General features: G+C 67.5%; 13 protein-coding genes and 1 other RNA gene. 8 read left to right on the top strand and 6 right to left on the bottom strand.

The genetic code is table 11. The annotated features are described in order from the left end of the window. The first annotated feature begins 20 nt into the window (after positions 1-20). Complete coding sequence (locus ACCQ01_RS06040; protein ID WP_228434069.1) at positions 21-743, top strand: DUF429 domain-containing protein; 723 nt, start codon at positions 21-23, stop codon at positions 741-743. Between the two features lie 9 nt (positions 744-752). On the opposite strand, the gene ACCQ01_RS06045 is transcribed toward ACCQ01_RS06040, so the two are convergent. Beyond that, complete coding sequence (locus ACCQ01_RS06045) at positions 753-3,101, bottom strand: GH92 family glycosyl hydrolase (protein ID WP_228434070.1); 2,349 nt, start codon at positions 3,099-3,101, stop codon at positions 753-755. A 143-nt stretch (positions 3,102-3,244) separates the two neighbouring features. Beyond that, complete coding sequence (locus ACCQ01_RS06050; RefSeq protein WP_228434071.1) at positions 3,245-4,228, bottom strand: SDR family oxidoreductase; 984 nt, start codon at positions 4,226-4,228, stop codon at positions 3,245-3,247. 174 nt (positions 4,229-4,402) lie between these two features. On the opposite strand from ACCQ01_RS06050, the gene ACCQ01_RS06055 reads away from it, so the two are divergent. The 3 genes from ACCQ01_RS06055 to ACCQ01_RS06065 all read left to right on the top strand — a co-directional run bounded on the left by ACCQ01_RS06055 (position 4,403) and on the right by ACCQ01_RS06065 (position 7,219). Continuing rightward, on the top strand, positions 4,403-5,038 hold the full coding sequence (locus ACCQ01_RS06055; RefSeq protein WP_228434072.1) for an alpha-ketoglutarate-dependent dioxygenase AlkB: 636 nt from the start codon (positions 4,403-4,405) through the stop codon (positions 5,036-5,038). A 172-nt stretch (positions 5,039-5,210) separates the two neighbouring features. Then, positions 5,211-6,920 (top strand): FAD-dependent oxidoreductase, encoded by a 1,710-nt coding sequence (locus ACCQ01_RS06060; protein WP_011269944.1) that lies wholly within the window; start codon positions 5,211-5,213, stop codon positions 6,918-6,920. After that, positions 6,917-7,219, top strand: coding sequence for a UBP-type zinc finger domain-containing protein (locus ACCQ01_RS06065; RefSeq protein ID WP_101958092.1), 303 nt, complete (start codon positions 6,917-6,919; stop codon positions 7,217-7,219). The genes ACCQ01_RS06060 and ACCQ01_RS06065 overlap by 4 nt, the downstream gene beginning before the upstream one ends. A 270-nt stretch (positions 7,220-7,489) precedes the next feature. On the opposite strand, the gene ACCQ01_RS06070 is transcribed toward ACCQ01_RS06065, so the two are convergent. Then, complete coding sequence (locus ACCQ01_RS06070; RefSeq protein ID WP_228434073.1) at positions 7,490-8,236, bottom strand: EAL domain-containing protein; 747 nt, start codon at positions 8,234-8,236, stop codon at positions 7,490-7,492. Between the two features lie 141 nt (positions 8,237-8,377). On the opposite strand from ACCQ01_RS06070, the gene ACCQ01_RS06075 reads away from it, so the two are divergent. Continuing rightward, positions 8,378-9,016 (top strand): HD domain-containing protein, encoded by a 639-nt coding sequence (locus ACCQ01_RS06075; protein WP_228434074.1) that lies wholly within the window; start codon positions 8,378-8,380, stop codon positions 9,014-9,016. A 103-nt stretch (positions 9,017-9,119) separates the two neighbouring features. Continuing rightward, positions 9,120-11,669, top strand: a complete 2,550-nt coding sequence (locus ACCQ01_RS06080; protein WP_228434075.1) for an excinuclease ABC subunit UvrA — start codon at positions 9,120-9,122, stop codon at positions 11,667-11,669. A 136-nt stretch (positions 11,670-11,805) separates the two neighbouring features. Here ACCQ01_RS06080 and ACCQ01_RS06085 read toward each other — a convergent pair whose 3' ends face one another. Beyond that, on the bottom strand, positions 11,806-14,091 hold the full coding sequence (locus ACCQ01_RS06085) for a glycoside hydrolase family 3 N-terminal domain-containing protein (protein ID WP_228434076.1): 2,286 nt from the start codon (positions 14,089-14,091) through the stop codon (positions 11,806-11,808). 167 nt (positions 14,092-14,258) lie between these two features. After that, the gene (locus ACCQ01_RS06090) at positions 14,259-15,332 is read right to left on the bottom strand and encodes an NAD(P)-dependent alcohol dehydrogenase (RefSeq protein WP_228434077.1); all 1,074 of its coding nucleotides are present in this window, start codon (positions 15,330-15,332) and stop codon (positions 14,259-14,261) included. Between the two features lie 84 nt (positions 15,333-15,416). On the opposite strand from ACCQ01_RS06090, the gene ACCQ01_RS06095 reads away from it, so the two are divergent. After that, positions 15,417-16,058, top strand: a complete 642-nt coding sequence (locus tag ACCQ01_RS06095) for a helix-turn-helix domain-containing protein (RefSeq protein WP_228434078.1) — start codon at positions 15,417-15,419, stop codon at positions 16,056-16,058. A gap of 136 nt (positions 16,059-16,194) precedes the next feature. Then, the gene (locus tag ACCQ01_RS06100) at positions 16,195-16,692 is read left to right on the top strand and encodes a DUF421 domain-containing protein (RefSeq protein ID WP_103701066.1); all 498 of its coding nucleotides are present in this window, start codon (positions 16,195-16,197) and stop codon (positions 16,690-16,692) included. A gap of 260 nt (positions 16,693-16,952) precedes the next feature. On the opposite strand, the gene ACCQ01_RS06105 is transcribed toward ACCQ01_RS06100, so the two are convergent. Further along, positions 16,953-17,027: non-coding RNA, sX9 sRNA (locus tag ACCQ01_RS06105), on the bottom strand. Between the last annotated feature and the right edge of the window lie 87 nt (positions 17,028-17,114).

Consider the following 17,114-nt stretch of genomic DNA (forward strand, 5'->3'; position numbering starts at 1 on the left):
CCACCATGACGGTGGGCGCAATGACGAGGTATACGATGCGGTGGGTGGGGATCGATGGCGCGCGCAGCGGCTGGCTGGCGGTGTGGGACGCCGCAGACGCGTTGGCATTTGCGTATTACGCAACGGTGCAAGACGTGGCGCATGCACTGCGTGCGGCGGAGGTGATCGGCGTGGATATTCCCATTGGCCTGAGTGAGCACGCCCCGCGCGCGGCCGACGTGCAGGCGCGCCGGTTCGTGGGTGGCCGCCGCGCCTGCAGCATCTTTGCTGCGCCTCTGCGCGGCATGTTGCATGCGCAGTCGCAGCCGGAAGCATCGCGCCTGCATCGTGCGCTGGATCACGACAAGCAGCGCGGTTTCGGTGTGCAGTCCTTCGGGTTGCTGGACAAGATCCGCCATTGGGATGCCGCCCTGCGCAGCGATGCGGCCTGGGCTGTGCGCGTGCATGAGGTGCACCCGGAAGTTTCGTTCGCCGTGCTCAACGGCGGCCAGGGACTCGCCGGCGGCAAGAAGACGCCGGCCGGCCATGCACAGCGCATCGCGTTGCTCGGCGAACACGTCGGCCACGCGCGGGTGCAGGCGCTGCTGGCCGCCGTGCCGCGGCGCTTGGCTGCGCCGGATGATGTGCTCGATGCGCTGGTGGCGTGCTGGAGTGCGCAGCGGATTGCGGCAGGCACCGCCGGCAGCTTGCCCGCGGTGGTGGAGCATGACCGCCATGGCTTGCGCATGGCGATCCGCTACTGACGCACAGCGTTACCGCGCCGACATCGAATACGGCCGCTGCGCGGGGTCGATGGCCCATTGCTGATTCGGCGTGGCCTGCATGCGGAAGCGCAACTCGCCGCCGGCCTGGATCTGCGCGTGCGTCAGATAGGCGCGCGTCAGTGGCTGGCCGTTGAGGGTGGCGCTGCCGATGTACGGGCGTGCCTCGCTCACGCCTTCGGCGATCACGCTGAAGCGCTTGCCGTTGGGCAGGTTGAGCGTGGCGCGCGGCAGGAACGGGCGGCCGATGATGTATTGATTGCTGCCCGGCGCCACCGGGTAGAAGCCCAGCGTGGTGAACACGTACCAGGCCGACATCTGGCCGAGGTCGTCGTTGCCGGCCAGACCTTCGGGGCCGGCGTGGTATTGGCTGGCCATGATCTGGGTCAGCCGCGCCTGCGTGCGCCACGGCTGGCCGGCATAGGCGTACAGATACGCGACGTGATGGCTGGGCTCGTTGCCATGCGCATACCAGCCAATCAGCCCGGTGATGTCTTCCATGTGCTCGAACACCTTCGGGTCCACCTTGGCGTCGAACACCGCATCCAGCCGCGCCAGCAACGTGTCTTCGCCGCCGTGTGCGGCCGCCAGGCCGGCGACGTCCTGCGGCACGTACCAGGAGTATTGCCAGGCATTGCCTTCGGTGTAGTCGCTGCCATAGCCGCTGGCCGAGGGGTCGAACGGTTCGCGGAAAGTGCCGGCGCGGGTGCGTGCGCGCATGTAGCCGGTGGCCGGGTCGAAGGCGTGCGTCCAGTTGCTGGCGCGCTTGCTGAATTCTGCGGCGATGGCGGGCTTGCCCAACTTGTCGGCCATCTGCGCGATGGTCCAGTCGTCGAATGCGTATTCCAGCGTCTTGGAGGCGGCTTCGCCTTCTTCGTCGATCGGCACGTAGCCGAGTTCGCGGTACTGCGCGATGCCGTCGTAGGGGCCGTAGTTGGCGCTGGCCACCATGGCATCGAGTGCTTCGTTGGCGTCGAAGCCGCCAATGTCTTTCATGTAGGCATCGGCAATCACCGGCACGGCGTGGTAGCCGATCATGCACCAGGTTTCCAGGCCATGAAACGCCCACACCGGGAGGATGCCGTAGGCGCTTTCGCGGCGTGAGGCGAGCAGGGAATTGACCACGTCGCTGGTGCGCTGCGGCGGCTGTACCAGGGTCAGCAGCGGATGCAGGGCCCGGTAGGTGTCCCACAGCGAGAAGGTGGAATAGTGGCTCCAGCCGGTGGCCTGATGCACGGCGTTGTCTGGCCCGCGGTAGCGGCCGTCGCTGTCCATGAACAGGGTCGGCCCGAGCAGCGTGTGGTACAGCGCGGTGTACAGCTGGGTGCGCTGCTGCGGCGTGCCGTGTGCATCGATCGCCGACAGCGCCTGTGTCCATTGCGCGCGTGCATCGGCGCGCACGCGGTCGAAGTCGAAGCCGGGCACTTCGGCGGCCAGGTTGGCAATGGCACTGTCTTCGCTGACCGGCGACAGCGCTACGGTGACCACCAATGGCGTGCCGTCGTTGGCAACATCGAACACGCCCACCAGCTGCCGGCCTTCGATCTGCGCACGCTGCGCGGGGTTCTTGTCACCCGGCGGCGGGAAGCCCTTGTACGGAATGTCCTGCTCGGTGTCGTGCAATTGCGTGGCGGTGAGCGGGCGCGAAAACCGCATGGCGAAATACAGTTGCCGGCCCGGTGCCCAGCCACGCGTTTCGCGGAATCCGGTGACCGTGCCATCGCTGCGCACGCGCAGGCGCGACCACTGCACCTTGCCCGGGTAGTCGTAAAGGCTGGTGCGCAGATCCACCAGCACATGCGCGGGCACGCCCTTGGGGAACTGGTAGCGGTGCACGCCCACGCGCGCGCTGGCAGTGAGTTCGGCGCGGATGTTGCGGTCTTTCAAGGTCACCGCGTAATAGCCCGGCTGCGCCTGCTCGCTGGCGTGATCGAACTGCGCGGTGTAGCCGCTGCCGGGTGTGCCGACATCGCCGCGTTCGAGTTTGACCTCGCCGGTTTGCGGCATCAGCAAGATATCGCCCAGGTCCGAATGCCCGGAGCCGGAGAAATGCGTATGCGAGAAACCGACAATCGTGCTGTCGTCATGCCGGTAGCCGGCGGCCCAGCCGTAGGCCTCCTTGCGTGGCTTGATTTGCGTATCCGGGCTCAACTGCACCATGCCGAACGGCACCGTGGCGCCGGGGTAGGTGTGGCCTTCGCCACCGGTGCCGATGAAGGGATCAACCGCGCGATAGGCCGAGTCGGCGGCGCGTGGCGCGGCAGTGCTGGCGAAGACGGCAAGGGCGGCAAGCAGCGCCAGCCAGCGGATACGGGACAACGCGATCAACCGATGCTGCATGCGGGACGACTCCGGGCAAGTGCAGCGCCGGACCGTAGCACAGGCCCTTCACTGGATCGACGTCGCCGCACAACGCCGTGCATGCTGCCGCGCTTGTGTCCGCCACTGCGCACCTTCACGCCCGCTGTCCACGTGGACGTGCATCAACGCGCGCGCTTCGCGGCCAGCACCGCCACGGTTGCCAGCGCTGCCACTGCCGCGCCGATGACCAAGGTGTTGCGCCCCGCACGTGCGCGCACGGCCGGGCGACGGCGGAAGCCGCCATCGATGCCACCGGCGATGGCAGGTGGGCCAAACACATTGCCGCTGGAGCGGCCCACGCGCGGTGCTTGCGCGAAGTAACGCTGAAAGAACCGGCTCATCGCACGTGCGAACAGATTGGGTGCCAACGCATGGCCAACCCGCATGGCCTGCACGGCCGGGCCGATCACCACGGTATTGCGCGGGCGATCGAGCAGCCGCACCACCGCCTGCGCCACGGTGCGCGTGTCCAGCATCATCGGCGGGCCAGTGACGCGGCGGCCCACGTAGTTGGCCCCGTGCGACAGCCCCGGCGTGTCGACAAAATACGGGTACACATCGCAGACATGCACCTTGGGGTGATCGATCAATTCGGCGCGCAAGGCCTCGGAAAACCCGCGCTGGCCGAACTTGCTGGCGCTGTAGGCGGCGGCGTAGGGCGTGGCGGCAAAACCGCCCAGCGAGATCATGTTGACGAACACGCCATGGCCTTGTTCGACAAAGATGGGAATGGCGGCATGCGCATCGTGCATGCGCCCGATCAGGTTGGCCTGCACCACCGCCGTGCTCGCTTCGATGGGCACCTCGTGGAAGCTGCCCACTGCACCCACGCCGACATTGCCGAACCACAGGTCGATGCGGCCCAGAAAACTGCGCGCGCTGGTGGCCAGCGCCTGCACCTGATCGGCCTGTTTGACGTCGGTGGGCACCACCAGCACCTCGGCGCCGTGTGCACGGCAGCGCTCGGCGACATGTTGCAGTGCCTCTTCGCCACGCGCGGCCAGCACCAGACGCGCGCCGCGTTCGGCAAACGCTTCGGCGGTGGCCTGGCCAATGCCGCTGGATGCGCCGGAAATCACCACGTGGGCAGGATGTGTGCGATGCATGCGGAGGCTCCTGGGTCGTAGAAGCGTCCATGCTTGATGCTGGGCTGTGAATGGCACGCGGCCATTTGCGTACCGCTGCGTGAAGCCAACCGGCACCGCAACCGCGGCAAAAGTTGTGCGATGTCATCAGCATCCAGTGCTGAAAACCACCGCCGCCATCCCCATCTGAGCGCTATGGATTTGTTCGATACACCGCTCGCGCCGCTGCAGGTGCTGGACGATGCCGAAGGCGGCGTGCGCTATTGGCCGCAGCTGCTGGCGCCCGCGGTGGCGCAGGCCGCATTTGCGGCATTGCGCGACGGCGCGGACTGGCAGCGCCACCAGCGCACGATGTACGACCGCGTGGTGGATGTGCCGCGCCTGCTGGCCTCGTACCGCCTGGATGCGCCACTGCCGCCGGGCCTGCCGCTGCAGCTCTTGCTGGCCGCGGTGCAGGCACAGCTGCCGGCACCGTACAACGCAGTGGGCTTGAACCTGTACCGCGACGGCCGCGACAGCGTGGCCATGCACCACGACAAGCTGCACACGCTGCTGGCACCGCACCCGATTGCGTTGCTGTCGCTGGGCACGCCGCGGCGGATGCAACTGCGGGCCAAGCAGGGTGACACGCGCGCGATCGCGTTGGCGCTGGCGCCCGGCAGCTTGTTGGCGATGAGCCATGCCTCGCAGCTGACGCATGAGCACGGTATTCCCAAGACCACGCGCGCGCTCGGCGAGCGCATCAGCGTGGTGTTCCGGGTGCGCCCGCCCGCGCGCATGGCCGCCGGTCAGCATGGGCCGCACTGGGAAGCACCCACGCAAACGGACTGAACACATGCGCGGCACGTGCGTGCAGATCTCGCAAGGCACTGCGCAGCGGCCGCGAACACCGCGCAGTTGCACTGGATGCCTGCGCCCGCACGCTGCCCATTTCGGGTGATTGCCATCGCCATCACGTCTGGCCATGCTTGCATGCACTTCCCCCACCCGATACCGCCGCTCCATGAGCCTGGCTGACACCCGTCACCATCAGATGTTTCCCGAGCTGGATACGGCGCAACTCGCCATCACCCGGCGCTTTGCCAGCGGCCCGCCGCGGCGCTTCGACGCCGGCGAGATGGTGTTCGATGTAGGGGATGCGCACGCGCCGGTCTGGGTGGTGCTGGAAGGCGCCATCGAGGTGGTGCGCCGCGATGGCCTGGGCAACGAAAAACCCATCACCTTGCACACGCCCGGGCAATTCACCGGCGAAGTGAGCCAGCTGGCCGGGCGCGCGTCACTCGCCGCCGGGCGCGCGGGCGAGCACGGCTGCCTGGCGTTGCCGTTCGACACCGCGCATCTGCGCGCGCTGATGATCAGCTCGGCCGAAGTGGGCGAGGTGGTGATGCGCGCGCTGATCCTGCGCCGCGTGGGGCTGATCGAAGGCGATGCCTCCGGCTCGGTGCTGATCGGCGAACCCGACGACCCGCATCTGACCCGGCTGCAGGGCTTTCTCACCCGCAACGGCTATCCCAACACCGTGATGGATGTGTCCGACGAGGACGGCCGCGCGCTGGTGGAGCGGCTGGGCATCCAGGAACAGGACCTGCCGGTGATGGTGTGCCCCAGCGGGCGCGTGCTGCGCCAGCCCAGCGATGCCGAAGCCGCGCATTGCCTGGGCATGACGCCCGACATCGACCCGGATCACCGCTACGACGTGGCGATTGTCGGCGCCGGCCCGGCGGGCCTGGCCACCGCGGTGTATGCCGCCTCCGAAGGCCTGTCGGTGATCGTGCTGGACCAGCGCGCCATTGGCGGGCAGGCCGGTGCGTCGGCACGGATCGAAAATTACTTGGGCTTTCCCACCGGCATCTCTGGCCAGGCGCTTGCCGGGCGCGCCTACAACCAGGCGCTGAAATTCGGTGCAGAGCTGGCCATTCCTTTGGAAGCGGCCACGCTGGAATGCGGGCGCGAAGACGGGGCGTTGCGGCTGGATCTGGCCGATGGCAAACAGCTGCAGGCCAGCACAGTGGTGATCGCCTCCGGCGCACGTTACCGGCGGCCGCAGATCGACCAGCTGGACCGTTTCGAAGGCCACGGCGTCTCGTACTGGGCCTCGCCGGTGGAAGCACGCCTGTGCGAGGGCGGCGTGGTGGCGTTGGTGGGCGGCGGCAATTCCGCCGGGCAGGCAGTGGCGTTCCTGGCGCCGCGGGTGAAGGAACTGCACCTGATCATCCGTGGCGAAGGCCTGGAAGCGTCGATGTCGCAATACCTGATCGAACGCATCGCCGCGCTGCCCAACGTGACGTTGCACACCGGCACCGAAGTGGCCGCGCTGGAGGGCGACCCCGAGCGCGGTCTGCAGGCAGCGGTGCTGCGCACGCGGGCCGATGGCCAGACCCAACGCCTGGAGCTGCGCCACCTGTTCCTGTTCGTGGGCGCTGACCCCAACACCGGGTGGCTGCAGCAGTGCGTGGAGACCGATGCGCATGGCTTCGTGGTCACCGGCAGCGTGCGCGCCGAAGGGCTGCCACCGTGCCTGCCGCTGGAGACCAACCGCCGCGGCGTGTTCGCCATTGGCGATGTGCGTGCCGGCTCGGTCAAGCGCGTGGCCGCCGCCGTGGGCGAGGGTGCCGCGGTGGTCGCGCAGATCCATCAATTCTTGGCACACCAGGCCACGCCGGTGGCCGTTTCCGAACTTGCCAACGCCACGCAGGAGTCCGCGACCTCATGAGCCAGTGCACGCACCTCAGCCACATCCACCACGTCACCCCCAGCGCACGCGGCTGCGAAGAGTGCCTGGCCAGCGGCAGTGTGTGGGTGCATCTGCGCCTGTGCCGCGAGTGCGGGCATGTGGGCTGCTGCGACGATTCGCCCAACCGCCATGCCAGCGCGCACTTCCACGCCACCGGCCACCCCATCATCGAAGGTTACGACCCACCGGAAGGCTGGGGCTGGTGCTACGAGGACGAGCTGGAAGTGGAGTTGCCGGAGCAAACGCCACAGCTGGGGCCGATTCCGCGGTATGTGTGAGCGGCGCGTTGCGCCGCTGGGAATCGGGAATGGGGAATGGGGAATGGGGAATCGGAAGGGCGTGGCTTGCGGCGCGGTATCTCCGCGCTTCACTGCTCCGTGTTGACGGAGTCACGCTGATTGCGCCGCGTCTTCTCTCGGCGGGTACGTGCGGCTTTCCTAGCCGCATTGATTGACGCGCTGCGCGCACGCAGTCACGCATCGATGATCGTGGGCCGCCCGAGTGACTCATGCGCCGCGTGCGCAGGTCGCGTCACCCGCGCTTGCACCTCAGTCCGGCCAATGCACCGGCGGCAGGGCGCGCAGTTGCGGGCGGGCGAACAAATAGCCCTGCTGCAGGTGGATGCCTAAGTCGCGCAGGGTGCGGTATTCGTCGGCTTCTTCGATGCCTTCGGCGATGACGGCGATGCCGAGTTCTTCGCACATGCGGGTGGCGTGCCGCACGATCGCCTGGCGGCTGCGGTCGGTGTGGATGCCGCGGACCAGGGCGATGTCGAGCTTGAGCAGGTCTGGCTGGAAATCGGCCAGCAGGCCGAGCCCGGCATAGCCCGCACCGAAGTCGTCGATGGCGGTCTTCAGGCCGCGTGCCTGGTAGGCGCGCAGGATGCCGAGCAGATGCGCCGGGTCGGCCATGTGCTCCTGCTCGCTGACCTCGAAGATGATGCTGTGCAGCGGCCACTGGTATTGCTCGGTGGCCTCCAGCGTGGCGCGCAGGCAGTGTTCGGGGTTGTACACCGCGTTGGGCATGAAGTTGATCGACAGCAGCGCCGGCAACGCAATTGCCGCGGCGCATTCGATCGCCTTGATCCGGCAGGCCTGGTCGAACGCATAGCGGTTGCGCTCGTCCACCGCGCCGAGAATGCTCGCGGCCGAGGCACCATCGACGCCGCGCACCAGCGCTTCGCCGGCGTAGATGCGGCGCGTGGCCACATCGACAATGGGTTGAAACGCCATCGTGATGGCGGTGGGAAAGTCCTGGCCATCGCGGCAGGCGCGGCAAACGGGGAGAGTAGGCATCGGCGAGCAATCGTGCAGTGACAGACAACCCTAGTCCTATCGGCCGCACGGCGGTGTCTTTGAGGGACGATGTTGCAGGCCATCACCACCGCTGCCGTCGCGCTCGGCGATACTGCGGCCATCTTCAGGATTGGACGCCCCATGACCGCGCTCACCGAACGTTATGCCCAGGCCGTGGATTACGCCCGCATTGCCCACGCCGGGCAGCTGCGCAAGGGCACGCAGATCCCGTACCTGAGCCATTTACTTGGCGTGTCCACCCTGGTGCTGGAATGCGGCGGTGACGAGGACCAGGCCATCGCCGGCCTGCTGCACGATGTGGTGGAAGACTGCGGCGGGGGCCATGAGGGCTCGATTCGCGCGCAGTTCGGCGATGCGGTGGCCGATATCGTGATGGCCTGCACCGACGCCACCGCCGAGGACAAGGCCGAAGTGGACAACACCGCCAGCGCCCGCAAGCGCGACTGGCGCGAGCGCAAGCAGTCCTACCTGGCGCATCTGCGCAAGACGCCCGAGCGCGCGCTGCTGGTGTCCGGCTGCGACAAGCTCTACAACGCCCGCACCATCGTGCAGGATCTGGAAAACCCCGACGTGGGCCAGGACATCTTCAACGTGTTCACCGCCGGGCGTGATGGCACGCTGTGGTACTACGCTGCGCTGGAAGAGATCTTCCGCACCCGCGAGGCAGCCACCGCGCGCCTGTTCAGCGGCGTGGTGGCGCGGATGCAGGCACTGGCCGACAGCTCCATCGACACCGTGCCTGCGCACGCGGTGGCCTGACCGGCGCAGCGGTGCGATCACGGTGGATCGGGCGCAAGCGCTGACGCGCGCTGCATGCACGGCGCGCTAGGCTGGCGCACTGTCCAGTTGTCGGTTTGGTGTCATGTCCAGCTCAGCGTCTTCTACTGTCCCCGGCCTGGTGCGCGTGCGTGGTGCGCGCGAGCACAACCTCAAGAACGTGGACGTGGATATCCCGCGCGATGCGCTGGTGGTGTTCACCGGCGTGTCCGGCTCTGGCAAGTCGTCGCTGGCCTTCGGCACCTTGTTTGCCGAAGCGCAGCGGCGCTATCTGGATTCGATCTCGCCATATGCGCGGCGCCTGATCGACCAGGTGGGCGTCCCGGAGGTGGATGCCATCGACGGCCTGCCGCCGGCCGTGGCACTGCAGCAGGCGCGCGGCGCGCCGAGTGCGCGTTCCTCGGTGGGCAGCGTGACCACCATCTCCAACTCGCTGCGCATGCTGTATTCGCGCGCCGGCCAGTACCCGCCGGGGCAGGAAATCATCTATGCGGATGGGTTTTCGCCGAATACGCCGGCCGGTGCCTGCCCCACCTGCCACGGCCTGGGGCGGATCTACGACGCCACCGAGGCCAGCATGGTGCCGGACCGCAGCCTGAGCATCCGCGAGCGCGCGGTGGCTGCCTGGCCGGGTGCGTGGCATGGGCAGAACCAGCGCGACATCCTCACCACGCTCGGGATTGATGTGGACGTGCCATGGGCCAAGTTGCCGAAGAAAACGCGCGACTGGATTCTCTACACCGACGAGCAGCCGGTGGTGCCGGTGTATGCCGGCTACGACCTGGGCGAGGTCAGGCGCGCGCTCAAGCGCAAGGAAGAACCCAGCTACATGGGCACCTTCACCAGTGCGCGGCGCTACGTGCTGCACACCTTTGCCAGCACGCAGAGCGCGCAGATGAAAAAGCGCGTGGCGCAGTATCTGATCAGCACGCAGTGCCCGCAGTGCGATGGCAAGCGGCTGCGCCGCGAGGCGTTGTCGGTGACCTTTGCCGGGCTGGATATCGGCGCGTTGTCGCAGCGCCCGCTGGATGAGGTGGCCGAGCTGTTGCGCCCGGCCGCCGAAGCCACACCCGCCACGCAGGCTGCGCAGGGCAAACGCAAGCGCGAGGCTGCAGCCGAACATCCCGAACAGGTAATCGCCGCGCAACGCATCGCCGAAGACCTGCGCGCGCGCATCGCGGTGGTACAGGCGCTGGGCCTGGGGTATCTCACGCTGGAGCGCAGCACGCCCACGCTGTCGCCGGGTGAGTTGCAGCGCCTGCGCCTGGCCACGCAGATCCGTTCGCAATTATTCGGCGTGGTGTACGTGATGGACGAGCCCTCGGCCGGCCTGCATCCGGCCGATGCGCAGGCCTTGCTCGGCGCACTGGATCAGCTCAAGGCGGCCGGTAATTCGGTGTTCGTGGTGGAACACGAGGTGGATGTGATTCGCCATGCGGACTGGATCGTGGACGTGGGCCCGGCCGCAGGCGTGCATGGCGGGCAGGTGCTTTACAGCGGCCCGCCAGACGGATTGGCGCAGGTGCAGGCGTCTTCCACGCGGCGCTATCTGTTCGGCGCGCCGCCACCGGTGCACAGCCACGCACGCACGCCCACCGCCTGGCTGCAGCTGCGCCGCATCACCCGCAACAACGTGCAGGCGCTGGACGTGGACCTGCCGCTGGGCGTGTTCACCACCGTGACCGGCGTGTCCGGCTCCGGCAAATCGTCGCTGGTGAGCCAGGCGCTGGTGGAATTGCTGGCCGCACACCTGGGCCAGCCGCACGCCGATGACGATGACGCGCTGGACCCACTCGAGCGCGATGCGCAAATCCCGTTGGGCGGTGCGATCGTGGCCGGGCTGGAGCATGTGCGCCGGCTGGTGCGCGTGGACCAGAAGCCGATTGGCCGCACACCGCGCTCCAACCTGGCCACCTACACCGGCCTGTTCGATCCGGTGCGCAAACTGTTTGCGGCCACGCCTGCAGCACGCCGCCGCCGGTACGACCCGGGGCAGTTTTCGTTCAACGTGGCCAAGGGGCGCTGCGCCACCTGCGAAGGCGAGGGCTCGGTGTATGTGGAACTGCTGTTCATGCCGAGTGTCTATGCGCCGTGCCCCACCTGCCATGGTGCGCGCTACAACGCCAAGACCCTGGAAATCACGCTGCGCGAGCACACCATCGCGCAGGTGCTGGCGATGACGGTGGACCAGGCCGCTGCGTTCTTCGCAGATGATGCGAGCGTGTTGCGGCCGCTGCAGGTGTTGCGCGAAGTGGGGCTGGGTTATCTGCGCCTGGGCCAGCCGGCCACCGAGTTGTCCGGTGGTGAGGCGCAGCGCATCAAGCTGGCTACCGAGTTGCAACGTGCGCAGCGCCGCGACACCGTCTATGTGCTGGACGAACCCACCACCGGGCTGCATCCGGCCGATGTGGATACCTTGATGCTGCAGTTGCAGGGCCTGGTGGATGCGGGCAATACGGTGATCGTGGTGGAGCACGACATGCGCGTGGCTGCCAGCAGCGATTGGGTGCTGGACATGGGCCCGGGCGCGGGCGGCAACGGCGGCAACGTGGTGGTGGCCGGCACACCGGCGCAGGTGGCGGCGCATCGCGGCAGCCGCACCGCGCTGTTCCTGGCCGAGGTGTTGAAGGGGTGACTGCAGGCGTTGCGAGGATTACTGATGCGCGTGGTGCCGTGCATCAGGGCGCGCAGTGCCCGGTTGCACGGCGCAGTTTTTGAGCTTTGGGACTAGCCGATGGAACAGGGCGCGGCACGCGCAATCGCACGCCACCTCACGCCAGCAGTTCAAAGCTCGCCGTGACGCCTGCCGCTTCGGCAGAGGGCGCCAGCCAGAGATCGAACATGCCGGGCTCCACCGTCGGCGTCATCGCCTGGCCAACGAACCGCAAATCGTCTCGCCGCAGCACGAATTCCACTGGCGTGCTGCCACCGGCAGGCACGGCAACCTTGCGGAAGTCCTTCAGCTCGCGCACCGGCCGGGTCACGCTGGCCACGCGGTCGCGCACATACAGCTGCACCACTTCTTCCGCATCGCGGCTGCCACGGTTGTGGATGCGCGCGCTGATGCGCAGGCTGCCGTTGGCGGCAAGGCGTGCGTCGCTCAACGCCAATGCGGTGTACTCGATGCGGCCATAGGTGAGCCCGTGGCCGAAAGCGAACAGCGCGCTGTTGGGCGCGGTGCGGTAGTGGGTGGTGTACGGCTCCAGGACATCCGGCTGCGGGTTGGGGCGGCCGGTGGGCGGGTGGGCATAGGTGTAGCGCACCTGCCCCAGCGCATGCGGGAAACTCACCGGCAACCGGCCAGAGGGTGCCTGTGTGCCCAACAGGATGTCGGCCATGGCCACGCCCGCCGCCGAGCCCAGGAACCAGGTGACCAGGATCGCCGGGCAGGCGAGTAGCGGGCCTTCCAGCGCAAGCGCGCGGCCGGTGCTCACCACCACCACGACCGGCGTGCCGGTGGCGACCACTGCCGCCACGAGTTGCTGCTGCGCCTCGGGGATGCTGATCTCGCTGCGTGATTGCGCCTCGCCCGAATACGTCATCGGTTCACCGATCGCCAGCACCGCCACATCGGCGCGACTGGCGGCCGCCACCGCGGCTTGCACACCGCCCTGCACTGCCTGGTCGAAGTCGCAGCCGTCCACCACCTGCAGCGCCTGCGGATCCTGCAACGCAGTGGCCAGTGCGGCGGCCAGCGTGTTGCCCTTGTCCTCTTCGTCGAACAGGCTCCACGGGCCGGCGTGATTGATCCAGTCGCGCGCCATGGGCCCGATCAGCGCAATGCGCTGGCCGCTGCGCCGCAACGGCAGCAGCGCGCCATCGTTCTTCAGCAGCACCACCGATTTGCAGGCGGCTTCGTGCGCCAGTGCCAGGGTGTCGCTGCGGCGTTGGCGTGATTGCGCACCGGCGGCGCCAAGCCGGCGGAACGGGTCGTCGAACAATCCCAACGCGGCCTTGAATGCCAGCACGCGGCGCACCGAGGCATCCAGCCGCGCCATCGGCACATCGCCTGCCGCCACCAGTGCTGGCAGGTGCTGCAGATACAGGCCGCTTTCCATGCTGATGTCCACCCCGGCCAGAAAGGCCAGCCGGGCCGCGTCGCGCTCATCGGCCGCAACGCCGTGCGCGATCAGTTCCTCGTCGGCCTGGAAGTCGGACACCACCAGGCCGGGGTAGTCCCACTCCCGGCGCAGCAGCGTCTCCAGCAGCCACGCATTGGCGGTGGCCGGAATGCCGGACAGTTCGTTGAAGGCGGCCATGGTGGTGACCGCGCCGGCAGCGAACGCAGCCTGGAACGGCGGGAAATACACCTCGCGCAGCGTGCGTTCGGAGACGTCCACGCGGTTGTAGTCCAGCCCGCCCTCGGCCGCGCCATAAGCGGCGAAGTGTTTCGGGCAGGCCGCCATCGCCTCGGCATGCGCAAGCCCCGCATCGCCCTGGAAGCCGCGCACGCGCGCCTGCGCAAACTGCCGCGCCAGCAGCACGTCTTCGCCCGCGCCTTCCACACCACGGCCCCAACGCGCATCGCGGGCGATATCCACCATGGGCGCAAACGTCCAGTCGATGCCCACAGCGGTGGCCTCCATGGCGGCGGCACGCGCGGTGCGCCGTGCCAGCTCCGGCTCGAAGCTGGCCGCTTCGGCCAGCGGCACCGGAAACACGGTGGTGTAGCCGTGGATCACGTCGGCGGCGAACAACAGCGGAATCCGCAACCGGCTTTGCATGGCCGCCTGCTGCAGTTGGCGATGCCAGCGCACGTTGGAGCCGTTGAACACACCGGTCAGCCGCCCGGCCCGGGCCGCGGCCAGTTGCGCGCTGCCATCGGCAGTGCGGTCCAGCGGGTTGGCGACGACCGCCTTGCTGTCCTGCTGCGCCGAGCTAAACAGGCTGAGCTGGCCGGCTTTCTCCTCCACGCTCATGCGGGCAATCAACGCATCGATAAAGCCAGGCGCGCCGGACGGGGAAGCAGGCACTGCCCAGCCAGCGGGAATGCGCGCGAGCAGGGCCAGGCTGGCGGCGCCTTGCAGGAGCTGACGTCGAGTGGTGCGTGCGGGCATGGAGGCGGCGTTCGGCGGTGTCAGCCCACGCTACAGGATCGCCAAGCCCGGGCGCACGTGCCGCGTTCGCATTTGCACCGCGGGCTTCGGGCCATCCGAATATTCGTTCTGTGCTGGCTGTGGTCGTGCGGCGTCGCGCGCGGTGAAGTGCGCGCGCGCCTCACGCGTCACAACGCCGATGCGGCCATATCCACCACGAAGCGGTAATGCACATCGTTTTTCTGCAGGCGGGCGAAGGCGTCGTTGATGTCCTGCATGCGGATCACTTCCACGTCGGCCACGATGCCGTGCTGCTGGCAGAACGCCAGCATGGTGGCGGTGTCGGCCGTGCCGCCGGTGCCGGAGCTGGTGATCTTGCGCCGGCCCATCGCCAGCATGACCGGGCGGAAATCCAGTTGGTCGGGTAGACCCAGCGCGCACAGCGTGCCATCCAGGTTCAGCGCCTTGAGCATGTCGTCCATCGGGTAGCGTTGCGAGACGGTGTCCAGGATGAAATCGAAGCGGAAGGCCTGCGCCTGCATCTGCGCCGCGTCGGTGGAGAGCACCACTTCGTGCGCGCCCAGGCGCTGCGCTTCGGCGGCCTTCTTCGGCGAAGTGGTGAACGCCACCACATGCGCGCCCATCGCGCGGGCGAACTTGATGCCGAGATGGCCCAGGCCGCCGATGCCCACCACGCCCACCGTGTGGCCGGGGCCGATGCGGTAGTGGTGCAGCGGCGAGAACGTAGTGATGCCTGCGCACAGCAGCGGTGCTGCCGCGGCTGGGTCCAGGCCGTCGGGCAACGGGTACACAAAGCGCGCATCGGACACGTAGTGCTCCGAGTAGCCGCCGCGGGTGCGGCTGCCATCGACGCGGTCCACGCCATCGAAGGTCAGCGTGGGGAACTCGCGGCAGTACACCTCCATGTGCGCTTCGCAGGGCGGGCATTGCCGGCACGAATCGACGATGGTGCCGATCATCACCTGCTGCCCGATCGAGAAGCCGGTGACCTCGGCCCCCAGCTCGATCACCTCGCCGACGATTTCGTGGCCCGGCACCAGCGGGTATTCGCTGGCCCAGTGGTTGACCGAGTGCAGATCCGAATGGCACACGCCGCAGTACTGCACCTTGACGGCGATGTCGTTGGGCCGCACGGGGCGGCGTTCGAACTGCCACGGCACCATTGCGCCTTCTTTTTCGAGGGCGGCATAGGCACGCGTGGTGCGGGGCGTAGGAGCGAGGGTGTCGGCAGTGGAGGTCATGGCGGGCTGGGTGCTTTACAATCTGCGGAACGTGTAAGGTTTACCTATTTACAAATAATGTCAAGTGTAAAGTCATCCGCCCCCGTGCCTGCGCAGGCCGACGCCGCGTTGGAGAGCAAGCAGGCGCGCATCATGGACGCGGCGCTGCAGCTGTTCCTGCGCCATGGCTACCGCAAGGTGAGCATGAGCGACATCGCCGAAGCGGCGCAGATGTCGCGGCCGTCGCTGTATGCCGCGTTCGCCAACAAGGAATCGGTCTTTGCCGCGCAGGTGCAGCGCCAGCGCATGCTGTGCGTGGCCGACACCGAACGCCGCGTGCGCGGCGACCAGGACCTGCGCACGCAGCTGCAGCACCTGTTCGACATCTGGGTACTGGAGCCAGTGGCTGCGGTGATCGACTCGGCGAACGGCATCGATCTGATCAGCAATTGCGGCGTGTATGCGCCCGGTGCACTGGACGATCTCTACAGCCACATGGAAACAAAACTGGTGCAGGTGCTGCGCCCGCAGATGGGTGCCGACAGCGCGATGCCCGCGGCCGACCTGGCGTACATCCTGCGCCTGGCCACCACCAGCCTCAAGGCCTCAACCGATAACGCAGCGGTGCTGCGGCGCCTCATTGCCGGGCTCATCACCATGGCGCTGGCCACGGCCGGTGTGAGTGCACCGCAAGTCCCAGCAACGCCACGGCGCCCGGTGCGCAAGCAGCCCGCCGCGCGCAGTTGAGTGCGGCTGCGGTTGTGTTCGCTGCCGCGCATGCGCCGGTTGCAACGCGGCCATTGGCGCAATCGCACAGCACGGTGTTTTCACCGCGCTGGCTCTAGCGTGCGTGCCTGATTGCAACAGCCATGGGCGCAATGAGATGGACACCGAAACACGCGTGCGGTTCTACGAAATGATGCATCTGGGCATGCCGTGGTGGGAGTTCATCCTGCGCGCGGTGGCGGTGTACACGGTGGTGTTGCTGCTCACGCGCATCACCGGCAAACGCGCGGTGGGCCAGTCCACGCCATTCGACGTGCTGGTGATCGTGCTGCTGGGCACCGCAGTGCAGAACTCACTGATTGGCGAAGACGTCTCGCTGCTGGGCGGGCTGATCCTGGCCGCCACATTGCTGCTGCTCAACTGGCTGGTAGGCGTGGCCACCGCACGCAGCCGCCGGCTGGATACCTGGGTGCAGGGCACCCCCGCAGTGCTGGCGCGCAACGGCGAAGTTTTCTGGAAGGAGCTGGTGCACCGCAACGTCAGCTACGCCGATTTCGAAGTGGCCAAGCGCAAGGCCGATTGCCGCGACGATGCCAACATCGAACTGGCGATCCTGGAGACCTCGGGCGAGATCAGTATTTTGAAGACGCGCTAGTTGGATGGGGTGATACAGGCCGGCGGCGCATGGTTGATGTATGGCGTTGCGTGGTGTGCGCTGGTGATGTGCTGCTTTTTTGGTTGCTGGCAAACAGTTTTGATACTGGGGCGTCATGAGCTTGGTGGTCTGATCGACTGCACGCTCGGTAACGCCACGTCGCGCTCAGGCGCGCTCCTACGAATTGTTTGCAGTCGCCGACTGATCGCGTGCGCGCACGCACCAGCCACTCCATGCGTCATGGCCTGCGGCTTTAGAGCGGTTAACAAAACGTAGCGAGCGTTCGTCAGGTGGGTGCGGACGGCGCGGAGGGACCGGAGTGTACGGGGGTACATGCCGATTCCGAGCACCGGCCGCGCCCGCCTCGCGGCTGCGCAGTCGTTTTGATCGCTGCTTTTAGCCATGCACCTGCACACGGCGAG

It is taken from the genome of Xanthomonas sp. NCPPB 4037 (assembly GCF_041475695.2).
GTDB classification, from domain to species: Bacteria; Pseudomonadota; Gammaproteobacteria; order Xanthomonadales; family Xanthomonadaceae; genus Xanthomonas; species Xanthomonas campestris.

Coding starts and splice junctions, on each gene's coding strand:
- ACCQ01_RS06040 (WP_228434069.1), top strand. CDS start 21: ATGACGAGGTATACGATGCGGTGGGTGGGGATCGATGGCGCGCGCAGC.
- ACCQ01_RS06045 (WP_228434070.1), bottom strand. CDS start 3,101: ATGCAGCATCGGTTGATCGCGTTGTCCCGTATCCGCTGGCTGGCGCTG.
- ACCQ01_RS06050 (WP_228434071.1), bottom strand. CDS start 4,228: ATGCATCGCACACATCCTGCCCACGTGGTGATTTCCGGCGCATCCAGC.
- ACCQ01_RS06055 (WP_228434072.1), top strand. CDS start 4,403: ATGGATTTGTTCGATACACCGCTCGCGCCGCTGCAGGTGCTGGACGAT.
- ACCQ01_RS06060 (WP_011269944.1), top strand. CDS start 5,211: ATGAGCCTGGCTGACACCCGTCACCATCAGATGTTTCCCGAGCTGGAT.
- ACCQ01_RS06065 (WP_101958092.1), top strand. CDS start 6,917: ATGAGCCAGTGCACGCACCTCAGCCACATCCACCACGTCACCCCCAGC.
- ACCQ01_RS06070 (WP_228434073.1), bottom strand. CDS start 8,236: ATGCCTACTCTCCCCGTTTGCCGCGCCTGCCGCGATGGCCAGGACTTT.
- ACCQ01_RS06075 (WP_228434074.1), top strand. CDS start 8,378: ATGACCGCGCTCACCGAACGTTATGCCCAGGCCGTGGATTACGCCCGC.
- ACCQ01_RS06080 (WP_228434075.1), top strand. CDS start 9,120: ATGTCCAGCTCAGCGTCTTCTACTGTCCCCGGCCTGGTGCGCGTGCGT.
- ACCQ01_RS06085 (WP_228434076.1), bottom strand. CDS start 14,091: ATGCCCGCACGCACCACTCGACGTCAGCTCCTGCAAGGCGCCGCCAGC.
- ACCQ01_RS06090 (WP_228434077.1), bottom strand. CDS start 15,332: ATGACCTCCACTGCCGACACCCTCGCTCCTACGCCCCGCACCACGCGT.
- ACCQ01_RS06100 (WP_103701066.1), top strand. CDS start 16,195: ATGGACACCGAAACACGCGTGCGGTTCTACGAAATGATGCATCTGGGC.